Source organism: Dyadobacter diqingensis, from assembly GCF_024220585.1.
In the GTDB taxonomy this organism is placed as follows: Bacteria; Bacteroidota; Bacteroidia; order Cytophagales; family Spirosomataceae; genus Dyadobacter; species Dyadobacter diqingensis.
Genome location: NZ_JAMXKF010000001.1, coordinates 1,259,758 through 1,276,619 on the forward strand (window position 1 = coordinate 1,259,758; position 16,862 = coordinate 1,276,619).

Genomic DNA, 16,862 nt, shown 5'->3' on the forward strand with positions numbered 1-16,862 from the left:
ATTTACCATGCTGTTTTATATCCGTCCGACGGCCGAAAAAGCCGTCGGACGAAACAACCCGATCGGATGGCTTTTTCACCATCCGATGGGTAATAAACATTAACGTATTAATATTATGAGCACCCAACTATTTAATAATCAAGTTGCCATTGTTACCGGCGCGGGCCAGGGGATTGGATTTGAGATTGCCAAACAACTAGCAGTAAAGGGAGCTTGTGTAATTTTAAATGACGCCGATCCTGAGTTGGCAACGGAGGCGGCGAAAAGCATCCGCGCCCTGGGCGGCGAGTGCGTCGCGTTTGCCGGAGATGCCTCCCAGACAGAAATTATCGATGGCATGGTTGAAGAAGCCGTAAGCTGTTTTGGAAAACTAACCATAGCAGTCGCCAATGCAGGCATTACGCTGTTCGGCGACTTCTTTGATTACCCCAAAGAGAATCTCCAAAAAGTATTGGAAGTGAACCTGATGGGCTCATTTCTGCTAACACAGGCCGCGGCCAGACAGATAAGATCTCAAAAATCAGGTGGAAGAATTTTGCTGATGTCATCCGTTGTGGGACATCAGTCGCATCAGTTTCTGGGAGCTTATGCCATGACCAAAGCCGGCCTCGAAATGCTGGCCAAAAACCTGGTTCTGGAATTATCCCCGCATGGAATCACGATCAACGCCGTAGCTCCCGGTGCCACGCTTACCGAAAGAACTTTAACGACTGACCCGACCTATCCTAAAACCTGGTCGGCCATAACACCTATGGGACGCCCCGCCATTTGCGAGGATATCGCCAACGCAGCCTTATTCCTGCTTTCTCCCTACTCGGGACATATAACAGGACAAAGTCTGATTGTAGACGGTGGCTGGACATCGGTGAGTCCGCTGCCCGATCTGAGCAATATGGATGTCTGAAAATTTAATTATTCGCCTAAACCTTCCGCAAACAACTGAGCTTCCAGATCGTCAATATTTCCTTCTTTCGAAATAAAAAGTTCTCTTGGTTTTGCGGAAGAAACAGGCTTAACCGTCATAAAATTGCGGTATTGTTCATCCGAAATAATCCTCAATTGAAGCGCCCGTTTTAACACGATCGGGAAAGGTACTTTGAAAAAGTTGGCAATATCAGAGGCTAAAAATCCGGGGATTTTAGAAATATCATCCCTGAAAAAGCTCTCCACATCTTTAAAGGGCAGCAAAGCGTCAAAAATCAACTGCTCTGAACGGTTCGCAAGTGAAACCGGATTGGCGTAAGAACTATGCAGCCCCAGCGACACGGTCAGCAAATGGATATGGTAATTCCGCTCGTTAAATTCCGAAGCCGCATTAACAAATACCCAGCCTTTCTGGTGATACATAGCTGAGAATCCCTTAAAGCTTGAATCGATATTATGCAGCTGGGCAATCTTGATTCCCTCGGGATAAGGAAGTTTATGTCCGATCTGATGGACAATATCCTGTGCGTATGAAACATCAGCCACTTCACCGGCCGGCTCGATTACCCAGTCGCCATTAACCAGTTCATCAAATAACTGATCCGCTGCCCGCTGACATTCTATTTGTCCCAAATGCAAAATAATTCTATTGCCGCGGACTGAAAAATCGAGTGGGAGCTGATTTTTTATTTGTTTTCTGGCCATCTTTTGTGAAGTGTTAAATATTATTTTCAAAGATACATTCTTCCGCCTTTCACCACAATAGTCCCGGACACTTTATCTCTTCCATTCCAGCGTATTGAGCAAATGGATCATATCTTTTTGTATGAAATTGATAACCGGTGTTAAGGAGTCATTTTTCGTGGCAGTAGAAAAATAAATGGCACCACGAAGGAAATGAGTAGTACTGTCGGTGGTGTAAAACTGATAAGGACTTGGCACATCACCTTCAATTTTAAAGATCATGGCAGTCAAATTATTTCGAGTCCTTAACTTCTGCTCCTGAATCGAGGAAGCCCTTACCTGGTGTTTTCCAGTCAGTTTAAATGAGTCATTGATGTAGTTTCTCAAAAGCGTCTGATTCTTTCTGACAGACTTATAAGTCAGCTGGATATTCGCTTTGAATTGCGGATAATAAATGTAAATCCAATCCTTTTCGGCCAGGGCAAAAGTATCCGGAAGAATTTTAGCAGACTTCGAGTACTCAAATGTATAAGGATGGTTTTCTGTCAATTTTTGATAAAGCTGCTCTGGCAGATCAATCCGGTTGAAACCTTTGGGTTTGGGTACATAGGCCTGCTCTTCTTTTCCACAGGAAAACAGGAAGGCTGATAAAAAAGAAAGCGTTATGATAAAAGCAGGAAAACGATTTTGCATTGATTTGGTGATTTCTCTGAACAGAAATTTTGCCTGCAAAGCTAACGAAAAGAGCCTTACAATATTTTGACTTATTGATTTACCGCGATGGTCAAAAGCTAAAAAAGGAAACCAGTCTTTGTGAGACCAATTCCCTTTTTTATTTGAAACATGAAAATATCAATTATTCCACAGTCACGGATTTAGCAAGATTTCTTGGCTGGTCCACGTTTCTGCCGCGCATCACCGCGATGTAATAAGACAACAGTTGCAAAGGAATCACGGACACCAGCGGCGTCAGGATCTCATGCACCCGCGGCACCTCAATTACAAAATCAACCATTGTCGGGATTAACGTATCCCCTTCCGTCACGATAGCAATCACGCGGCCTTTGCGCGCTTTAACTTCCTGAATATTGGAAACTATTTTTTCATAAGAACTATCCTTTGTTGCCAGGAAAACAACCGGCATATCCTCGTCAATCAACGCGATAGGGCCATGTTTCATTTCCGCCGCAGGATATCCTTCTGCATGGATATAAGAAATTTCTTTCAGTTTTAGCGCACCTTCCAGGGCAACCGGGAAGTTCAAACCACGTCCCAGATAAATAAAATTACGGGCATAGGTAAATATGAAAGCGATTTCCTTGATTTTGGCAGCGTTTTCAAAAACCTGCTCAACTTTGGCCGGAATTGTTTCCAGTTCTACCAAAAGCTGTCTGTACGTCTCCTCCGAAATGGTTCCTTTTCTTTTGGCCGTAGCGATCGCAATCAGCGTCAAAACCGTCACCTGGGCTGTAAAAGCCTTTGTACTCGCCACTCCGATTTCGGGTCCGGCGTGGGTATAAGCGCCGGCGTGAGACGCCCGTGCGATGGAAGAACCCACAACATTACAAACACCAAAAATCGTGGCGCCTTTTGATTTGGCAAGCTCAATGGCAGCCAGCGTATCAGCCGTTTCACCAGATTGCGAAATGGCAATAACGATATCGTTTTCTTTAATTACAGGATTTCTGTAACGAAATTCAGAAGCATATTCAACTTCAACGTTAATTCTTGCCAGCTCTTCAAACAAATACTCAGCCACCAGGCCGGCATGCCAGGAAGTACCACAGCCTACAATGACAATTCTGTCCGAGGCAGCGAGCTTGTCAATGTAATTGGCCAGTCCACCCAGTTGCAAATGCGCTTCGTCAGCCCTTACCCGGCCACGCATACTGTCGGCAATGGAGCGCGGCTGTTCAAAAATTTCCTTGATCATGAAATGGTCATAACCACCCTTTTCGATGGTTTCCAGTTCCATTTCAAGTTTCTGGATGTATGGTACTTTTTGCGTATTATCAAGATTTTGAATGCTCAGTTTCCCATCACGGATAACAGCAACTTCATAATCATCCAGATAAACCACATCTTTTGTATACTCGATAATCGGTGTAGCATCCGAAGCAAAAAAGAACTCATCTTTCCCAACGCCAATCACCAGCGGGCTTCCCTTCCTTGCAACGATCAGCTGATCCGGAAAATCAACAGACATAACAACAATCGCATACGCCCCTACAACTTCCAGCAAAGCCAGTCTCACTGCCTCTTCAAGTGAAGTTCCAGTTTCCTTTTGAATGTCTTCAATAAAATGGATCAAAACTTCGGTATCCGTAGCACTTTGAAAAGTGTGCCCCTTTTGAATCAGATTTTGCTTGATCGACGCATAATTTTCAATGATACCATTGTGGATGATAGCCAGTTTCCGGTCATTTGAAAAATGCGGGTGTGCATTCACATCGTTAGGTTCACCGTGGGTCGCCCAACGCGTATGCCCGATACCTATTTTTGCATTGAGGGTCTTCTCGGTGAGCTGACTTTCCAGGTCAGACACTTTTCCCTTTTTCTTATAAATATTCAATTCTGAGTCTTCAATCAAAGCAACACCGGAACTATCATACCCCCGGTATTCAAGTCTTTTCAGACCTTTAATAATTAGTGGACAGGCTTCTCTATTTCCTATATAAGCAACAATTCCGCACATATTTTATATAATTAATTGTTAAATGTGTGTATAATATTGAGTGCAAATAAATAGCAATAACAATTCGATAACAAACAAAATACTAAAAATTATCCAATTTTCAGAGAGTGCTCGAACACACCCTAGTATATTCATTATGAAGCCTTTACATATTAAAAAATATTAAAAAAGAAAGATAGGATCATTTCATGACGTTCTGGAAATTTACCGGTATCAATACCGCGGATCAGCGAAGCAAAATCATAAGGCACAAAAAAAAGCGGCGACCAGAATCTGGTCGCCGCTTTTTCATCTATTTAAAAATCTTAACTCATTAAATCAGTATACAGATTGTAATATGACTCAGAGAATTTTTCTTCCTCTTCGTCAAGTTCTACACGCTTCGGTGCGTCATTGAAAATCTGGTTAAGACTTTCGCTGCAATGCTCCTCAGCTTTTACAACTGCGTCTGCATAAGCACAACCGATTTTAACAAAACCTTCAAAATCTGCTGAATGAAGATGTGATAAAGCTTCATCACTCACATCCATTGCTTTTGCCTTGCTCTGTAAATCTGCGTCAAATTTGTAGTCAAAAGCGTTATTATGAACAGTAAACACACTTTTCGTATCCTTAAACATTGGATCGTTACGATAAGTTGTTTTAAGGTACAATGGGATAAGCGCTGTCATCCAGTCGTTGCAATGTACAACATCAGGAGCCCAACCAAGTTTCTTAACTGTTTCTAAAACACCTTTGCAAAAGAAAATCGCGCGTTCGTCATTATCATCGTAAAAGTTGTTCTCCTTATCGAAGAATACCGATTTACGGTGAAAATAGTCATCGTTATCTATAAAATAAACCTGAAGCTTTGCGTTTGGGATGGAAGCAACCTTAATAATTAGTGGTTTTTCTTCATCACCAACCGTGATATTAATTCCTGACAATCGAACTACTTCGTGAAGCCTGTTTTTACGCTCATTGATTAGACCAAATCGAGGTACCAAAATTCTTATCTCTGCCCCGCGCTCCTGCATTGCTTGCGGAAGTCTTCTTACATAATCGGCAACATCTGTGGTCTGGAGAAAAGGATTGATTTCACTGGCTACATACAAAATTCGTAGTTTGTCCATAGATATTTAAAGCAGTTTGTGAAAAAAAGTTTTGCAAAATTACATAAAAAAATCTGCATTTTCAATAGAAATTCAAAACTAATTGTAATATTGCGCAGAGTTTGGGCATATCTATGCCAAATATTTCAGAAACCCCAGCGAACAGGCCGGATTAACCCAGAATACGAACTACAAAACATGTTGTGTTTGTATTGATCCTGCACCTTCCTATATATAACACTTTTCATGGAAGTTTTTACTTCAATTCATAGCTTAAAAAATTTTCTTTTTCATCAGCGTCTCGAAAACAAGACAGTCGGACTGATCCCTACCATGGGAGCGTTGCATGAAGGACATATCTCACTGGTAGACACAGCAAAACAGCAAAACGATATAACCGTCGCAAGCATCTTTGTAAATCCTACCCAGTTCAACAACCCGGAAGACCTGGCAAAATATCCCAGAACGCTTGAAAACGATTGCGCAATGCTTGAAGAAGCGGGTTGCTCGGTGGTATTTGCGCCGTCTGTGGCAGAAATGTATCCGGAGCCGACGACACTTACCATTAATTTTGGTTTGATCGAAACCGTTATGGAAGGCGCTTCCCGCCCGGGCCATTTCAATGGAGTTGGGGTCGTGGTTTCCAAGCTCTTCAATATCGTGCAGCCTAACAAGGCCTATTTTGGCCAAAAAGACCTGCAACAGGTTACTGTGGTAAAAAGGCTGGTAGCGGATTTATCATTCAACCTGGAACTGGTTATTTGTCCCACTGTGCGGGAGAAAGACGGGCTTGCGATGTCGTCACGTAACCGCCGTCTGAGTCAGGAAGAGCGCACACATGGCCCGATCATCTACAAAATCCTGATGGACGCCAAAGAAAAGCTGATTTCCGGAGATGATACCGAAGAAGTAAAGGAATCTGTCAGGATCGAATTTCATGCCATGGCCGGCTTTGAGCTCGATTATTTTGAGATTGTCAATATCGAATCACTGCAACCCATACATAGTCTCGGCGCTGCCGGCACTACTGCGCTTTGTATCGCCGCTTTTCTGGGTCCCGTGAGGTTAATTGATAACATCATATTTTAGATATTCATATTCAATGCAAAAGGCCTCGGATCCGAGGCCTTTTGCATTGAATATGAAATGTGATTATTACAATTTCCAGTCACCACGATAAGTACGTTTCACAAACTGATTCGCCTCGTCGAAGTTCGTAACCTTCATATTTTTTCCATCCCACAGCAATTTCTTGCGTCCCGGATAATCAAAACCTTTTCCATCGGCTCTGGCAGCACGAAGGTTATAACTGCGGATACCGAGGTTACCCATAATAACTGTCTCCGTAAGCGGCCCGGCATAGTCAAACGACGAAGTCAAGGCTTTGTGCTCCTTACTTTGATAACCAGCCTTACAAGCGTCAGACCATGAAACATGGTGTCCAAACTCAGGCATTGGCGTATATTTGTTACCAAAATCCCCCTCTTTATATTCCAGTTTGGTACCATTTTTCAGGTATACTTTTGGAGCTTTTCCATAGGTACCACAAGTCATCACACCTTTTTCACCGATAAGCAAAACACCGTTGCTGCTGTCAGGCTCCCCAAGCGGATCGTTTGCCGGAATCAAATCCGGGTGGAATGGACGTAGTCCGCCATCATGCCAGGTTAAGGTAACTTCCGATTTATTAATCTTATTGGCTGGGAATTTCAGCTGAACACGTGACGACGGAGGGCAACCTTCCGGGATATACTCCGGTGTCCAGTCTTTGATAAATACTGTTCCTACACTGCATTCAAGTTCGGTCGGATAACCAAGTCCCAATGTTCTGAAAGCGGGGTCAATCAAGTGACAGCCCATATCGCCCAAAGCACCAGTACCGAAGTTCCACCAGCCGCGCCATTTGAATGGGTGCCATGCCGGGTTGTAATCCACCCAGTCAGCAGAACCTACCCAAAGATCCCAGTCAAGCTCTTCCGGTGTTGGCATTTTTCCAACCGGCACCGGAATACCCTGCGGCCAAACCGGACGGTTCGTCCACACATGCGCCTCATGCACATTACCGATCAAACCTTTACTAAACCATTCCTTCATCTGAACCTGCGCAGGGTTGGATGCGCCCTGGTTTCCCATTTGCGTCACCACCTTATACTTTCTGGCAGCTTCGGTAAGCATACGTGCCTCGTAGATGTCGTGGGTTAAAGGCTTCTGCACATAAACGTGTTTCCCTCTTTGCATGGCAGCCATGGCAATAATGGCGTGCATATGGTCCGTCGTAGAAACCGTAACAGCATCTATATCTTTATCCATTTCATCAAACATGCGTCTGAAATCCTTGTATTTCTTGGCAGTTGGATGTAATTCAAAATTCTTTTTAGCCTGCCCCCAGTCCACATCGCAAAGTGCTACCAGATTTTCCGCTCCTTTATTCCATGCATTATTGGTATCTGAAAATCCTTTCCCTCCCACACCTATACCGGCAATATTCAGCTTGTCGCTAGGTGCAATAAATCCTTTACCCAGAACATTTCTGGGAACAATAAAGAAACTTCCCACTGCCGCCGCGGTAGTTTTCTGAAGAAAGTCACGACGCGTGACACCGTTTGGTTTATTCTCTGTACTCATCGGGTTTTGGTCTTAAAATAGATTAATAATAATCAAAAGCGCAGTCAGACTCATTCATACTTAATTGAATTAATCTGGGCTTAAATATAATGATGTTCGGATATATTGTCGCACCCGTTTTCATTAATTGATGATTAAGATTCTGCGGCCGACTTATCATTCAGATTATCTGTTCACTAACCCTGATTTTTTCTACGTTTAACCGCTGTAAATGAAGGTCGAAATCGTGCATAGGAAAAATTGGAACTACCCCGAATAGCCCGATGTTTTGAAGGCGTCGTATAATTCCTGTAACTTTGCAGGATTGGTATGTATATTATATTAATATTCACTCATCTAGCTGAGTAATGCAAATAACATTAATGAAATCGAAGATTCACCGGGTGAAGGTGACTCAGGCGGAATTGAATTACATTGGAAGTATCACTATTGACGAAGATTTGATGGATGCCTCAGGTTTAATTGAAAATGAGCAGGTACACATCGTTAACAACAACAACGGAGAGAGGTTTGTGACGTACGTGATCAAAGGAGAACGTAAATCAGGAATGATTTGCCTGAACGGTGCCGCAGCAAGAAAAGTAGCGATTGGCGATATCGTCATTATTATTTCTTATGCCAGCATGACACCGGAAGAAGCAAAAACTTTCAAACCGATGGTTGTATTTCCTGACCAAAACAATCAGGTGATCAGCGTGACAGCCAGAGGTTAATACAAATCTTATTACTCATCAATATTCTGATTTTATGAAAAGTGCTCTTCGCTACATTATCTCGCTTGGACTGGCGGGTGGTCTGATCTGGTTTGTATTCAAGGATATCGATCTGGCTGATATGCTTTCCAGGTTTGCCCAGGCAGATTGGCGTTGGATCGCACTTTCATGTTTTCTTTTACTCTGCGCTCACGTTACCAGAGCATGGAGGTGGGGCATGCTTATGGAGCCGCTCGGTTATAAACCGGGGTTACTGAATAGTTCTGTTTCTGTACTGACAGGTTATTTTGCCAATTATATCGTGCCCCGTATGGGCGAAGTAACCCGTTGCGGAACGCTATACAGACTTGAAAAAATCCCTGTAAATCTGAGTTTCGGGACGGTAGTTGCTGAGCGCATTTTTGACGTGATCATTCTTTTGGGGCTAATAGGGCTGAACTTCATTCTGGAATTCGATCGATTGAGCAGCTTTTTTACCGATATTTTTCAAAGTAAAATTCAGGGCAACGGATCAGCAGATTCCGGACCAAGTGCCTTGCTGATCGTCGCAGGCATTATATTTCTGGGACTTATTGTAGCAGCGGTCGTGATTTTAAGAAGCGATTCAATAAAAAATAAGTTATTGCAAAACCCGATTATTCAAAAAATTGCAGGGTTTCTGAAAGGGATGCTTGAAGGATTGTTAAGTGTACGGAAACTCAAAAATCCGGGCATGTTTTTCCTGAGTACGGCGATCATCTGGATCTGTTATTATCTGGTTTCTTACGTTTTGTTTTTCTGTATACCGGAAACCTCACAGCTTGGATTACTTGCAGGGCTAACATTGCTCGTTGTAGGTTCGATCGGCATGACGGCGCCAACACAGGGTGGAATCGGCGCTTATCACCTGCTGGTGGGCAGCGTTATGGTTTTATACGGACTTACGCAAAAAGACGGCATAACCCTGGCAACCTTCATCCACGGAACACAGATGTTGTTTATGCTGGTGGTAGGTGCTCTGGCGTTTCTTTATGTTTTGATCCAGAATAAAACGGCTGATGAACCGGCCGTGGCAACAACGAATAACTAAATCCTTCATACATCCTAATATCCCTTTTCAAGAATGAATGCAACAGAAAGTAAAATTTTACGCGTAGAAGAAGCAAAAACTTTAATTGAAGACTGGCAAAGAGCCGGACAGAAAGTGGTGTTTACCAATGGCTGTTTTGATATTGTACATTTGGGCCATATCGACTACCTGGAAAAGGCACACGCGCTCGGCGGACGTCTTGTACTCGGCCTGAATACCGATGCATCGGTAAGCCGGCTGAAAGGTCCGCTTCGCCCGGTTGTTAATGAATATGCGAGAGCACGTTTGATGGCAGCCTTATCTTTTGTGGATGCTGTCATTTTGTTCGATGAACCTACCCCGAGTCAGCTAATTGAGGCGCTAAAACCTGACATTTTGGTAAAAGGTGACGATTATACAGTGGAAACTATTGCTGGCGCAGATTTTGTTCTTAGTTTAGGAGGTGAGGTAAAAACGATAGCTTTGGTAAAAGGTTATTCAACCTCAGCGCTTATTGAGAAGATAAAAAAGGGATATTAGGGCAAGTATATCTTCGGATCTAAGTAGCTGACATTTGCCTCTCATTTTTTTAATGAAAGATTAATTTTTCGTAACAAAACTAAAAGAGAAAATATGGCTGGTGCTTATTTAATTGGTATAATTGTCATGGCCATTAGCTTTTATGTGCAATGGCGTCTGAAGAGTAAATTTGAAGAATATTCGCAAGTTGGGCTAAGCAATGGCATGAGTGGTCGTGAGATCGCTGAGAAAATGCTTAGAGATAGTGGTATTTACGATGTCCGCGTTGTTTCTGTTGAAGGCCAGCTGACGGACCACTACAACCCACAGGACAAAACAGTAAACCTGAGCCCTGATGTATTTCATGGACGGAGTGTTTCGGCAGCTGCTGTGGCATCTCACGAATGCGGTCACGCGGTTCAGCATGCAACGGCATATCAGTGGCTGAAATTCAGGTCCCAGATGGTTCCGTTTCTAAGTCTTTCGTCGAGTTATATGCAGTGGATTATTTTGGGTGGAATCTTGTTACTGCAAACCACGCCGATCCCCTTAGCTATTGGTGTAGCGCTTTTTGCTGCAACAACACTGTTCAGCTTTATCACGCTTCCGGTGGAATATGATGCGAGCAACAGGGCACTGGCCTGGATTCAGAAAAACAGAGTCGTGAACGAAAGAGAATACATCATGGCCGCAGACGCTCTTAAATGGGCAGCCAGAACTTATCTGGTGGCAGCAATCGGTTCTCTGGCAACTTTGCTTTATTACGTAAGCATTTTGTTGGGAAGAAGGGATTAATAGTCGATTTTAATCGAATGTGGAATATACAGAGAAGTCAGCTTTTTGAAAGCTGACTTCTCTTTTTTGTTAGCTATCTTTGATAAGAGTTCATCAACTTTCAATCAGGAAATTATTTATCAAAATCACCACGCTATGGATTCAATATCAGAAGCACGCCGTCATTTAGCCAACGCCAAAGAAATATTAAGTGAAAAGGCGCGAAAAGAAGATGGACGTTATCAGGATAAAAAATACATCAAAATGGCTGGGCATACCGCTTATACAGGTGTGTTGCTAGCCTTGGATGCGTTGTTTGGCAATAAGAAAAAGAATGCAAGAAAAAGCGTGGAATGGTATCAGGTGGAACTAGCCCGGATCGATAAGAAAATTACCGGTTCATTCGCCGATGTTTACGAAATACTCCATCTCTCCATGGGTTATGATGGCGTGCAAAATGCAAAAGTGATTATCATTGGCCTTCAGGAAGCTGAAAATATTATTAACTGGACAGAACAAAAAATGGCAAAAGCGGTTGCCTAATTTGCCCAAGATCCAGAAAAGTCAAGACTGAGCGTCCCCGTTTTGAAAACTTCACTTCTTTTTAAATTTCTCTCAAACCTCTGCCCTATCTCATTCTTTGACTTATTTACTCTGATTCCAATAAATCACAACATTATGTGTAGAACGCCCGGAAGCAACGACATCCAGATCTCCATCGCCATCGAGATCTGAAACGGTCAGATCTTCACAGGCAATTTTGATCTTATCGTCCAGAGAATATTCCTGCCATTTTTTACCCTCCGCATCCATACCGACAAACATCCGAACACCCATAATATCTGCCACATTCGGGTTACGCCAGCCCACGACAATCTGATCACGACCCTGACCAAAAAAATCGGCACAAGCCAGTGCGTGCCCCTCTTTCATTTTATCTGTCAAAACAGTACGGTTATCTTTTGAATAAACAACCAGAGAATTTCCATGCATTGGTTCGACTGTGGCTGAAAAAAGTTGATTTTTACCCAAAGTCCCCATTCTGATTTCTCCTACACCCTGTCCCGGTACCATCCAGTTTCCGGATGGAGCCCAGCCGTCTACCCCATTCAGGAATACCTGCACCCCTTCTTTACTCCCTACGGCCAGACCAGCAAAACGGCCCGGTACTTCCATCGGCTGAAAATTATGCGTCATGTGCATATCGGTTTCCACCAGATCATACCCCCAAAGCCCTTTTCTGTTTTCAGGAACATCAAAAGCAATCATTTTTACTCCCGCGCCAACGCCATTCGCATTGCCTTCGCCATGCAATGGCAACACGACAAGCTGAAAAGTTTCATCCGTTTTTTTCACCCAGTGCATTCTGTGTATCGTAACCTCATGATGCAGCCGGACCGGCTGCCATAATTCAGTACGGTTATCGCCGGGTGCCAAATAGAATACCGCACCTGATTGTTTACTATTTTTCGTTTCGGAAGGATTCCATTGCGCACCAACCGCTACCTCTACTTTCCCATCCCCATCAATATCACGGGCAGCGATACACACATTATCCTGCTCGGTAAGATCTTTTGCAATCACATAACGGATCCATTTTCCTGTCTTCTCTCCCGGATTTTTGTACCAGACAATCTCCTTTTTATCCGCCAGCAGGATATCCGGTTTTCCATCCCCATCAACATCTCCTGTCGTCACTCCATAGCCGATGCTGATCTGGTCATCAATTACCTCACCTTTAAAAGTTGCCGTTTGCGCACTGGTTTCCAGGTGGAATAGCAAAAGAAAGACGCCGGATAATATTTGTTTTTTCATAGATTAAATTTTCAATTTTCACTTCAAAAGAAGTCTATTAAGACTACTTTTTCACAATATACTTCAAAAAGGCCGTTAGCCACATTTCAAAACATACATTTTTGCGTCGCTTTGTTCTGCTTTTCATACTTTTGTAGTTTAAAGAGAACCAAAAACCATTTTATGAAAACTGTTCCCCTACATCAGGTCCATGTTCAATTAGGTGCCAAAATAGTACCCTTTGCAGGTTTTGAGATGCCAGTACGTTATTCTTCGGATATGGAAGAACATCACACGGTCCGCAACAATGTAGGTGTTTTCGATGTTTCCCATATGGGAGAATTCAGCGTTAAAGGCCAAAAGGCACTGGATCTTATACAAAAAGTTTCGGCGAATGATGCTTCGGTATTGTTTGACGGAAAAGTACAATACAGCTATCTGCCCAATGCAGACGGCGGCGTGGTTGACGATTTACTGGTTTACCGTTACAATGCGGAAGAATACCTGCTGGTTGTGAACGCATCCAATATTGAAAAAGACTGGAACTGGATCCAGAGCCACAACACAGAAGGTGTGGAAATGAAAAACCTTTCTGACGATCTGTGTCTTTTGGCTGTACAAGGCCCCAATGCCACGGCTACTTTGCAAAAAATAACATCGGTTGATCTGGCAGCAATGGAATACTATACATTTCAGGTTGGCACGATGGCGGGTATTGACAATGTAATTATTTCTGCCACGGGATATACCGGTGCGGGCGGATTTGAAATTTATATACAAAAAGAAGATGCCCATAAAATGTGGGATGCCATTTTTGAAGCGGGAAAAGAATTTGATATCCAACCAGTTGGGCTGGGTGCACGTGATACCCTGCGTCTTGAAAAAGGTTTCTGTCTTTATGGCAATGACATCGATGACAAAACTTCACCCCTGGAAGCTGGCTTAGGCTGGGTGACGAAATTCACGAAAGATTTTATCAATTCTACCGATTTGAAAACGCAGAAAGACGCCGGTTTGAAAAATAAACTGGTAGGTTTTGAAATGATCGATCGTGGAATTCCACGCGGACATTATGAACTATGCGACGCAGAGGGCAACAAGCTCGGTGACGTTACTTCGGGAACACAATCGCCGACATTGCAAAAAGGTATTGGTTTGGGTTATGTTCCCACTGCTTACAGCAAGCCGGAAACAGAAGTTTTTGTAAAGGTGAGAGACCGCCTTTTGAAAGCGAAAGTTGTAAAATTACCTTTCGTAAAAGGCTGATATAGTGTTAGCTGATTAACAGTTTCCGCCTGTTAATCAGCTATTTTTCTCAATATTCTTAATACAAAAAATTCCTGCATTGTCTTTCATATGAAACACCTGGATGTTTGCCTGACGCCTGATTTACTCCACTTACATAAACTTGATAATTCTATTGTTGTGGTAGCCGATATTTTCCGCGCTACTTCCTGTATGGTTACGGGCCTTGCCTACGGCGTAAAAAGTATCACGCCTGTTGCCACTGTCGAAGAATGTAAACTGTTGCAGGACAGAGGATTTATAGCTGCCGCCGAGCGTGATGCGCACAAAGTAGAGGGCTTTGACCTTGACAATTCTCCGTTCAGCTATATGAACGAGCGATTAATTGGCTCCGAAATTGCAATGACGACGACCAATGGTACGTTATCCATTGCAAAAGCCAGGGCATCTGCCGTCAAAGTGATGGTCGGTGCTTTTCTAAATCTGGGTGCATTGGCTAATCATTTAAGATCAGAGCAGTACGACGTTTTGGTTCTTTGTGCCGGCTGGAAAGGCAGACCAAACCTGGAAGATACGCTGTTTGCGGGCGCGCTGGCAGACGCATTAAAAGATCAGTTTATGTTAAGGGAAGATGGAACGCTGATGGCGCAAAGACTTTATAACCAAAGTCGGGAAAATCTGCTTGCGGCAGTTTCAAATTCATCACACGTAAGGAGATTGCAGCGTCTTGGCATTCAAAAAGATATCGCATATTGCCTGCAAACCGATCTTTATGACGTTGTGCCGGTTTTAAGGGGAACCACGCTGGTAGCTATGCACTAACTGTTCCCTGTTTTTTTGTTAATCAATAAGTCTGAACAACTATTCATGTCAAAATTCTTCATCATTGCTTTTCTTGGTTTGTTTTTGAGCACAACATGGGTTGCTGCCCAGGAAGTCCCGTCGGAGCCACAATCCGATAGCACTTTAACCAATCCTGTGAAAAAGAAAGGTCAAAAATCTAACGAGGTAGTTGCCGACACATTATCAGAAAAAGAAGCAGAAGAACAGCTTTTGAAAGCCGCAAAAGCAAACGGAGATACCGTTTATACCTATAAAATCATTACCGGCGACCTATCTTACCTGTCGGTTTGCCCGGGAACAACGATAACCGTTCCTTTCGCCACCGAAGGTCCCTTTGATGCAGACAATAACTTTATCGTGCATCTGATCGATCCGTCCGGGAAATCCATTCCTATTTCATTGCCAACAAAAGGCGGCCCGATAAAGGCAGTAATCCCATCCTATAAAATCGGAGGCGAGGTTTACAAAATACAGGTTCTGAGTACAATCCCGGTCATCAAAAGCCAGGAAGTACCTATACGCCTATTGCAAACACCAACGGCGCGAATAGAGATCATTGACGGCACGCAGGCTGTTCGTGTTATGCCGGGTCACGAAGTGCAGCTCAGAGTTAATTTACAGGGCACTGCGCCCTGGTCATTCCGCTTGTCTGACAGCACGATTGTTTATCAGACCTTATCCAATCCCCATTATCTGACTGTCAGACCGAAACATGTACAGGCTTATAGTATAGTGGGCGTTTCTAATGCCTGCGGCAGTGGAACAACTTCCGGAGAACCGATTATCAATGTTGACGACAATCCTGAACCTAAGCTTGAACTGAAAGAAGTGGATAAACTGGTCCGTGTTTGTTCCGGGCTTCCGTTTCAGGTACCATTTAGTGCGACGGGAAAATTCAAAGCAGGAAACCGTTTTGTTGTTCAGATCGCAGATCGTACCGGTGCATTTAAGACAATTTCATCCCCTGATACGACAGGATATATCACCACGCAAATTCCAAATACCTACAAGCCGGGTGACTATCGCTTGCGTGTGATGTCATCAGCTCCTTATCTGATCAGTCAAACGGCTAACATCAGCATCGCTGCGCCAACGGTGGCAACTTTGCAAAGAGATTCGCTTCACCTTCCGGAAAACGGTACTGGCGAATTATCCGTTCGTTTTGAGGGCGGCGGCCCATGGTTTGTGATGTTGTCCGATGGAACTTACGAAAACAATATCATGGACTCACCCCACAAAATTAGTGTGAAGCCATACAACGATACCAATTACCAGATTTCATCTGCCGGCGGACTTTGCGGTGTGGGTAAGTTTTCGGGACGTGCGAGAGTGACTGTCACTACACCGCCAGCCAGTATCACGATGGAAAAATTGCCGCAATCCATGGTTTGTGCGGGAAGCAGTATTGAAATACCCTATAAAACTGCGGGGAGATATTCTTCTACCAACCGATTTGTCGTGCAGATTACCGACAAAACCGGAAGGTTCGTTGACCTGCCAACAACCGTAACACCTACTACATTTACAGCGAAAGTAACTGCGGCCGTGGCTCCCGGCGATACTGTAAGAGCACAGAAAATCCGGATTATTTCATCGTCCCCGGCTGTATCCAGCAAAGAGGAGGAAATCAGAGTGATTGCCAATAATAAAGCCGTTGGCGAGGTTTCCGGCAAAGCATTCATTACCGGAGGCAGATCAACACGGATCACGCTGAAATTCAAAAACGGGCTGCCACCGTGGTCATTTACGCTGTCCGACGGAACTGCTGTTAACGGAACTTTCCTGAATCCATACCTGATCACGGTTTCTCCGACTGCAACCACCGAGTACACCATAAGCGCACTGAAAAGTGGCTGTGGAACCGGTATTGGTACGGGTTCAGCTATTGTAACTGTTGATAAGTAATT

General features: G+C 43.7%; 16 protein-coding genes. 10 read left to right on the forward strand and 6 right to left on the reverse strand.

The features are described from left to right. The first annotated feature begins 115 nt into the window (after window positions 1-115). A complete protein-coding gene (locus tag M1L62_RS05055) occupies window positions 116-904 on the forward strand; it encodes an SDR family NAD(P)-dependent oxidoreductase (protein WP_254411913.1) in 789 nt (262 codons plus the stop codon). 8 nt (window positions 905-912) lie between these two features. Here the strand turns inward: M1L62_RS05055 and M1L62_RS05060 are convergent, their stop codons facing one another. The 4 genes from M1L62_RS05060 to M1L62_RS05075 all read right to left on the reverse strand — a co-directional run bounded on the left by M1L62_RS05060 (window position 913) and on the right by M1L62_RS05075 (window position 5,415). Next, the gene (locus tag M1L62_RS05060; protein WP_254411914.1) at window positions 913-1,629 is read right to left on the reverse strand and encodes a hypothetical protein; all 717 of its coding nucleotides are present in this window, start codon (window positions 1,627-1,629) and stop codon (window positions 913-915) included. Window positions 1,630-1,701: 72 nt separating this feature from the next. Further along, complete coding sequence (gene gldD / locus M1L62_RS05065) at window positions 1,702-2,301, reverse strand: gliding motility lipoprotein GldD (protein ID WP_254411915.1); 600 nt, start codon at window positions 2,299-2,301, stop codon at window positions 1,702-1,704. A 163-nt stretch (window positions 2,302-2,464) separates the two neighbouring features. Continuing rightward, window positions 2,465-4,303: a glutamine--fructose-6-phosphate transaminase (isomerizing) gene (glmS, locus tag M1L62_RS05070; RefSeq protein WP_254411916.1), complete on the reverse strand. Its 1,839-nt coding sequence runs from the start codon at window positions 4,301-4,303 to the stop codon at window positions 2,465-2,467. 305 nt (window positions 4,304-4,608) lie between these two features. Beyond that, window positions 4,609-5,415 carry a glycogen/starch synthase gene (locus M1L62_RS05075; RefSeq protein ID WP_254411917.1) on the reverse strand — a complete coding sequence of 269 codons (807 nt, stop codon included), beginning with the start codon at window positions 5,413-5,415 and terminating at the stop codon, window positions 4,609-4,611. A gap of 225 nt (window positions 5,416-5,640) precedes the next feature. On the opposite strand from M1L62_RS05075, the gene panC reads away from it, so the two are divergent. Continuing rightward, complete coding sequence (gene panC / locus M1L62_RS05080; RefSeq protein ID WP_254411918.1) at window positions 5,641-6,483, forward strand: pantoate--beta-alanine ligase; 843 nt, start codon at window positions 5,641-5,643, stop codon at window positions 6,481-6,483. A 66-nt stretch (window positions 6,484-6,549) separates the two neighbouring features. Here the strand turns inward: panC and M1L62_RS05085 are convergent, their stop codons facing one another. After that, window positions 6,550-8,019: a Gfo/Idh/MocA family protein gene (locus tag M1L62_RS05085; RefSeq protein ID WP_254411919.1), complete on the reverse strand. Its 1,470-nt coding sequence runs from the start codon at window positions 8,017-8,019 to the stop codon at window positions 6,550-6,552. A 347-nt stretch (window positions 8,020-8,366) separates the two neighbouring features. On the opposite strand from M1L62_RS05085, the gene panD reads away from it, so the two are divergent. The 5 genes from panD (at window position 8,367) to M1L62_RS05110 (ending at window position 11,616) form a co-directional block, all read left to right on the forward strand. Beyond that, window positions 8,367-8,732: an aspartate 1-decarboxylase gene (gene panD / locus M1L62_RS05090; RefSeq protein WP_254411920.1), complete on the forward strand. Its 366-nt coding sequence runs from the start codon at window positions 8,367-8,369 to the stop codon at window positions 8,730-8,732. A gap of 34 nt (window positions 8,733-8,766) precedes the next feature. Further along, entirely contained in the window at window positions 8,767-9,801 is a 1,035-nt protein-coding gene (locus M1L62_RS05095; protein ID WP_254411921.1) for a lysylphosphatidylglycerol synthase transmembrane domain-containing protein, read from the forward strand. 33 nt (window positions 9,802-9,834) lie between these two features. Continuing rightward, window positions 9,835-10,320 (forward strand): D-glycero-beta-D-manno-heptose 1-phosphate adenylyltransferase, encoded by a 486-nt coding sequence (gene rfaE2 / locus M1L62_RS05100; RefSeq protein WP_254411922.1) that lies wholly within the window; start codon window positions 9,835-9,837, stop codon window positions 10,318-10,320. Window positions 10,321-10,413: 93 nt separating this feature from the next. Continuing rightward, on the forward strand, window positions 10,414-11,094 hold the full coding sequence (locus tag M1L62_RS05105) for a zinc metallopeptidase (protein WP_254411923.1): 681 nt from the start codon (window positions 10,414-10,416) through the stop codon (window positions 11,092-11,094). A 135-nt stretch (window positions 11,095-11,229) separates the two neighbouring features. Then, window positions 11,230-11,616: a DUF5618 family protein gene (locus tag M1L62_RS05110; protein WP_254411924.1), complete on the forward strand. Its 387-nt coding sequence runs from the start codon at window positions 11,230-11,232 to the stop codon at window positions 11,614-11,616. A gap of 102 nt (window positions 11,617-11,718) precedes the next feature. On the opposite strand, the gene M1L62_RS05115 is transcribed toward M1L62_RS05110, so the two are convergent. Continuing rightward, window positions 11,719-12,888, reverse strand: a complete 1,170-nt coding sequence (locus tag M1L62_RS05115; RefSeq protein ID WP_254411925.1) for an FG-GAP repeat domain-containing protein — start codon at window positions 12,886-12,888, stop codon at window positions 11,719-11,721. A 162-nt stretch (window positions 12,889-13,050) separates the two neighbouring features. On the opposite strand from M1L62_RS05115, the gene gcvT reads away from it, so the two are divergent. The 3 genes from gcvT (at window position 13,051) to M1L62_RS05130 (ending at window position 16,860) form a co-directional block, all read left to right on the forward strand. Continuing rightward, entirely contained in the window at window positions 13,051-14,133 is a 1,083-nt protein-coding gene (gene gcvT / locus M1L62_RS05120) for a glycine cleavage system aminomethyltransferase GcvT (protein WP_254411926.1), read from the forward strand. 90 nt (window positions 14,134-14,223) lie between these two features. Then, window positions 14,224-14,934 carry a 2-phosphosulfolactate phosphatase gene (locus M1L62_RS05125; protein ID WP_254411927.1) on the forward strand — a complete coding sequence of 237 codons (711 nt, stop codon included), beginning with the start codon at window positions 14,224-14,226 and terminating at the stop codon, window positions 14,932-14,934. Between the two features lie 45 nt (window positions 14,935-14,979). Further along, a complete protein-coding gene (locus tag M1L62_RS05130) occupies window positions 14,980-16,860 on the forward strand; it encodes a hypothetical protein (protein WP_254411928.1) in 1,881 nt (626 codons plus the stop codon). Window positions 16,861-16,862: the final 2 nt, after the last annotated feature.

Excerpts from the sequence above, each read along its gene's own strand:
- M1L62_RS05055 (WP_254411913.1), top strand. The coding sequence starts at position 116 with ATGAGCACCCAACTATTTAATAATCAAGTTGCCATTGTTACCGGCGCG.
- M1L62_RS05060 (WP_254411914.1), bottom strand. The coding sequence starts at position 1,629 with ATGGCCAGAAAACAAATAAAAAATCAGCTCCCACTCGATTTTTCAGTC.
- gldD (WP_254411915.1), bottom strand. The coding sequence starts at position 2,301 with ATGCAAAATCGTTTTCCTGCTTTTATCATAACGCTTTCTTTTTTATCA.
- glmS (WP_254411916.1), bottom strand. The coding sequence starts at position 4,303 with ATGTGCGGAATTGTTGCTTATATAGGAAATAGAGAAGCCTGTCCACTA.
- M1L62_RS05075 (WP_254411917.1), bottom strand. The coding sequence starts at position 5,415 with ATGGACAAACTACGAATTTTGTATGTAGCCAGTGAAATCAATCCTTTT.
- panC (WP_254411918.1), top strand. The coding sequence starts at position 5,641 with ATGGAAGTTTTTACTTCAATTCATAGCTTAAAAAATTTTCTTTTTCAT.
- M1L62_RS05085 (WP_254411919.1), bottom strand. The coding sequence starts at position 8,019 with ATGAGTACAGAGAATAAACCAAACGGTGTCACGCGTCGTGACTTTCTT.
- panD (WP_254411920.1), top strand. The coding sequence starts at position 8,367 with ATGCAAATAACATTAATGAAATCGAAGATTCACCGGGTGAAGGTGACT.
- M1L62_RS05095 (WP_254411921.1), top strand. The coding sequence starts at position 8,767 with ATGAAAAGTGCTCTTCGCTACATTATCTCGCTTGGACTGGCGGGTGGT.
- rfaE2 (WP_254411922.1), top strand. The coding sequence starts at position 9,835 with ATGAATGCAACAGAAAGTAAAATTTTACGCGTAGAAGAAGCAAAAACT.
- M1L62_RS05105 (WP_254411923.1), top strand. The coding sequence starts at position 10,414 with ATGGCTGGTGCTTATTTAATTGGTATAATTGTCATGGCCATTAGCTTT.
- M1L62_RS05110 (WP_254411924.1), top strand. The coding sequence starts at position 11,230 with ATGGATTCAATATCAGAAGCACGCCGTCATTTAGCCAACGCCAAAGAA.
- M1L62_RS05115 (WP_254411925.1), bottom strand. The coding sequence starts at position 12,888 with ATGAAAAAACAAATATTATCCGGCGTCTTTCTTTTGCTATTCCACCTG.
- gcvT (WP_254411926.1), top strand. The coding sequence starts at position 13,051 with ATGAAAACTGTTCCCCTACATCAGGTCCATGTTCAATTAGGTGCCAAA.
- M1L62_RS05125 (WP_254411927.1), top strand. The coding sequence starts at position 14,224 with ATGAAACACCTGGATGTTTGCCTGACGCCTGATTTACTCCACTTACAT.
- M1L62_RS05130 (WP_254411928.1), top strand. The coding sequence starts at position 14,980 with ATGTCAAAATTCTTCATCATTGCTTTTCTTGGTTTGTTTTTGAGCACA.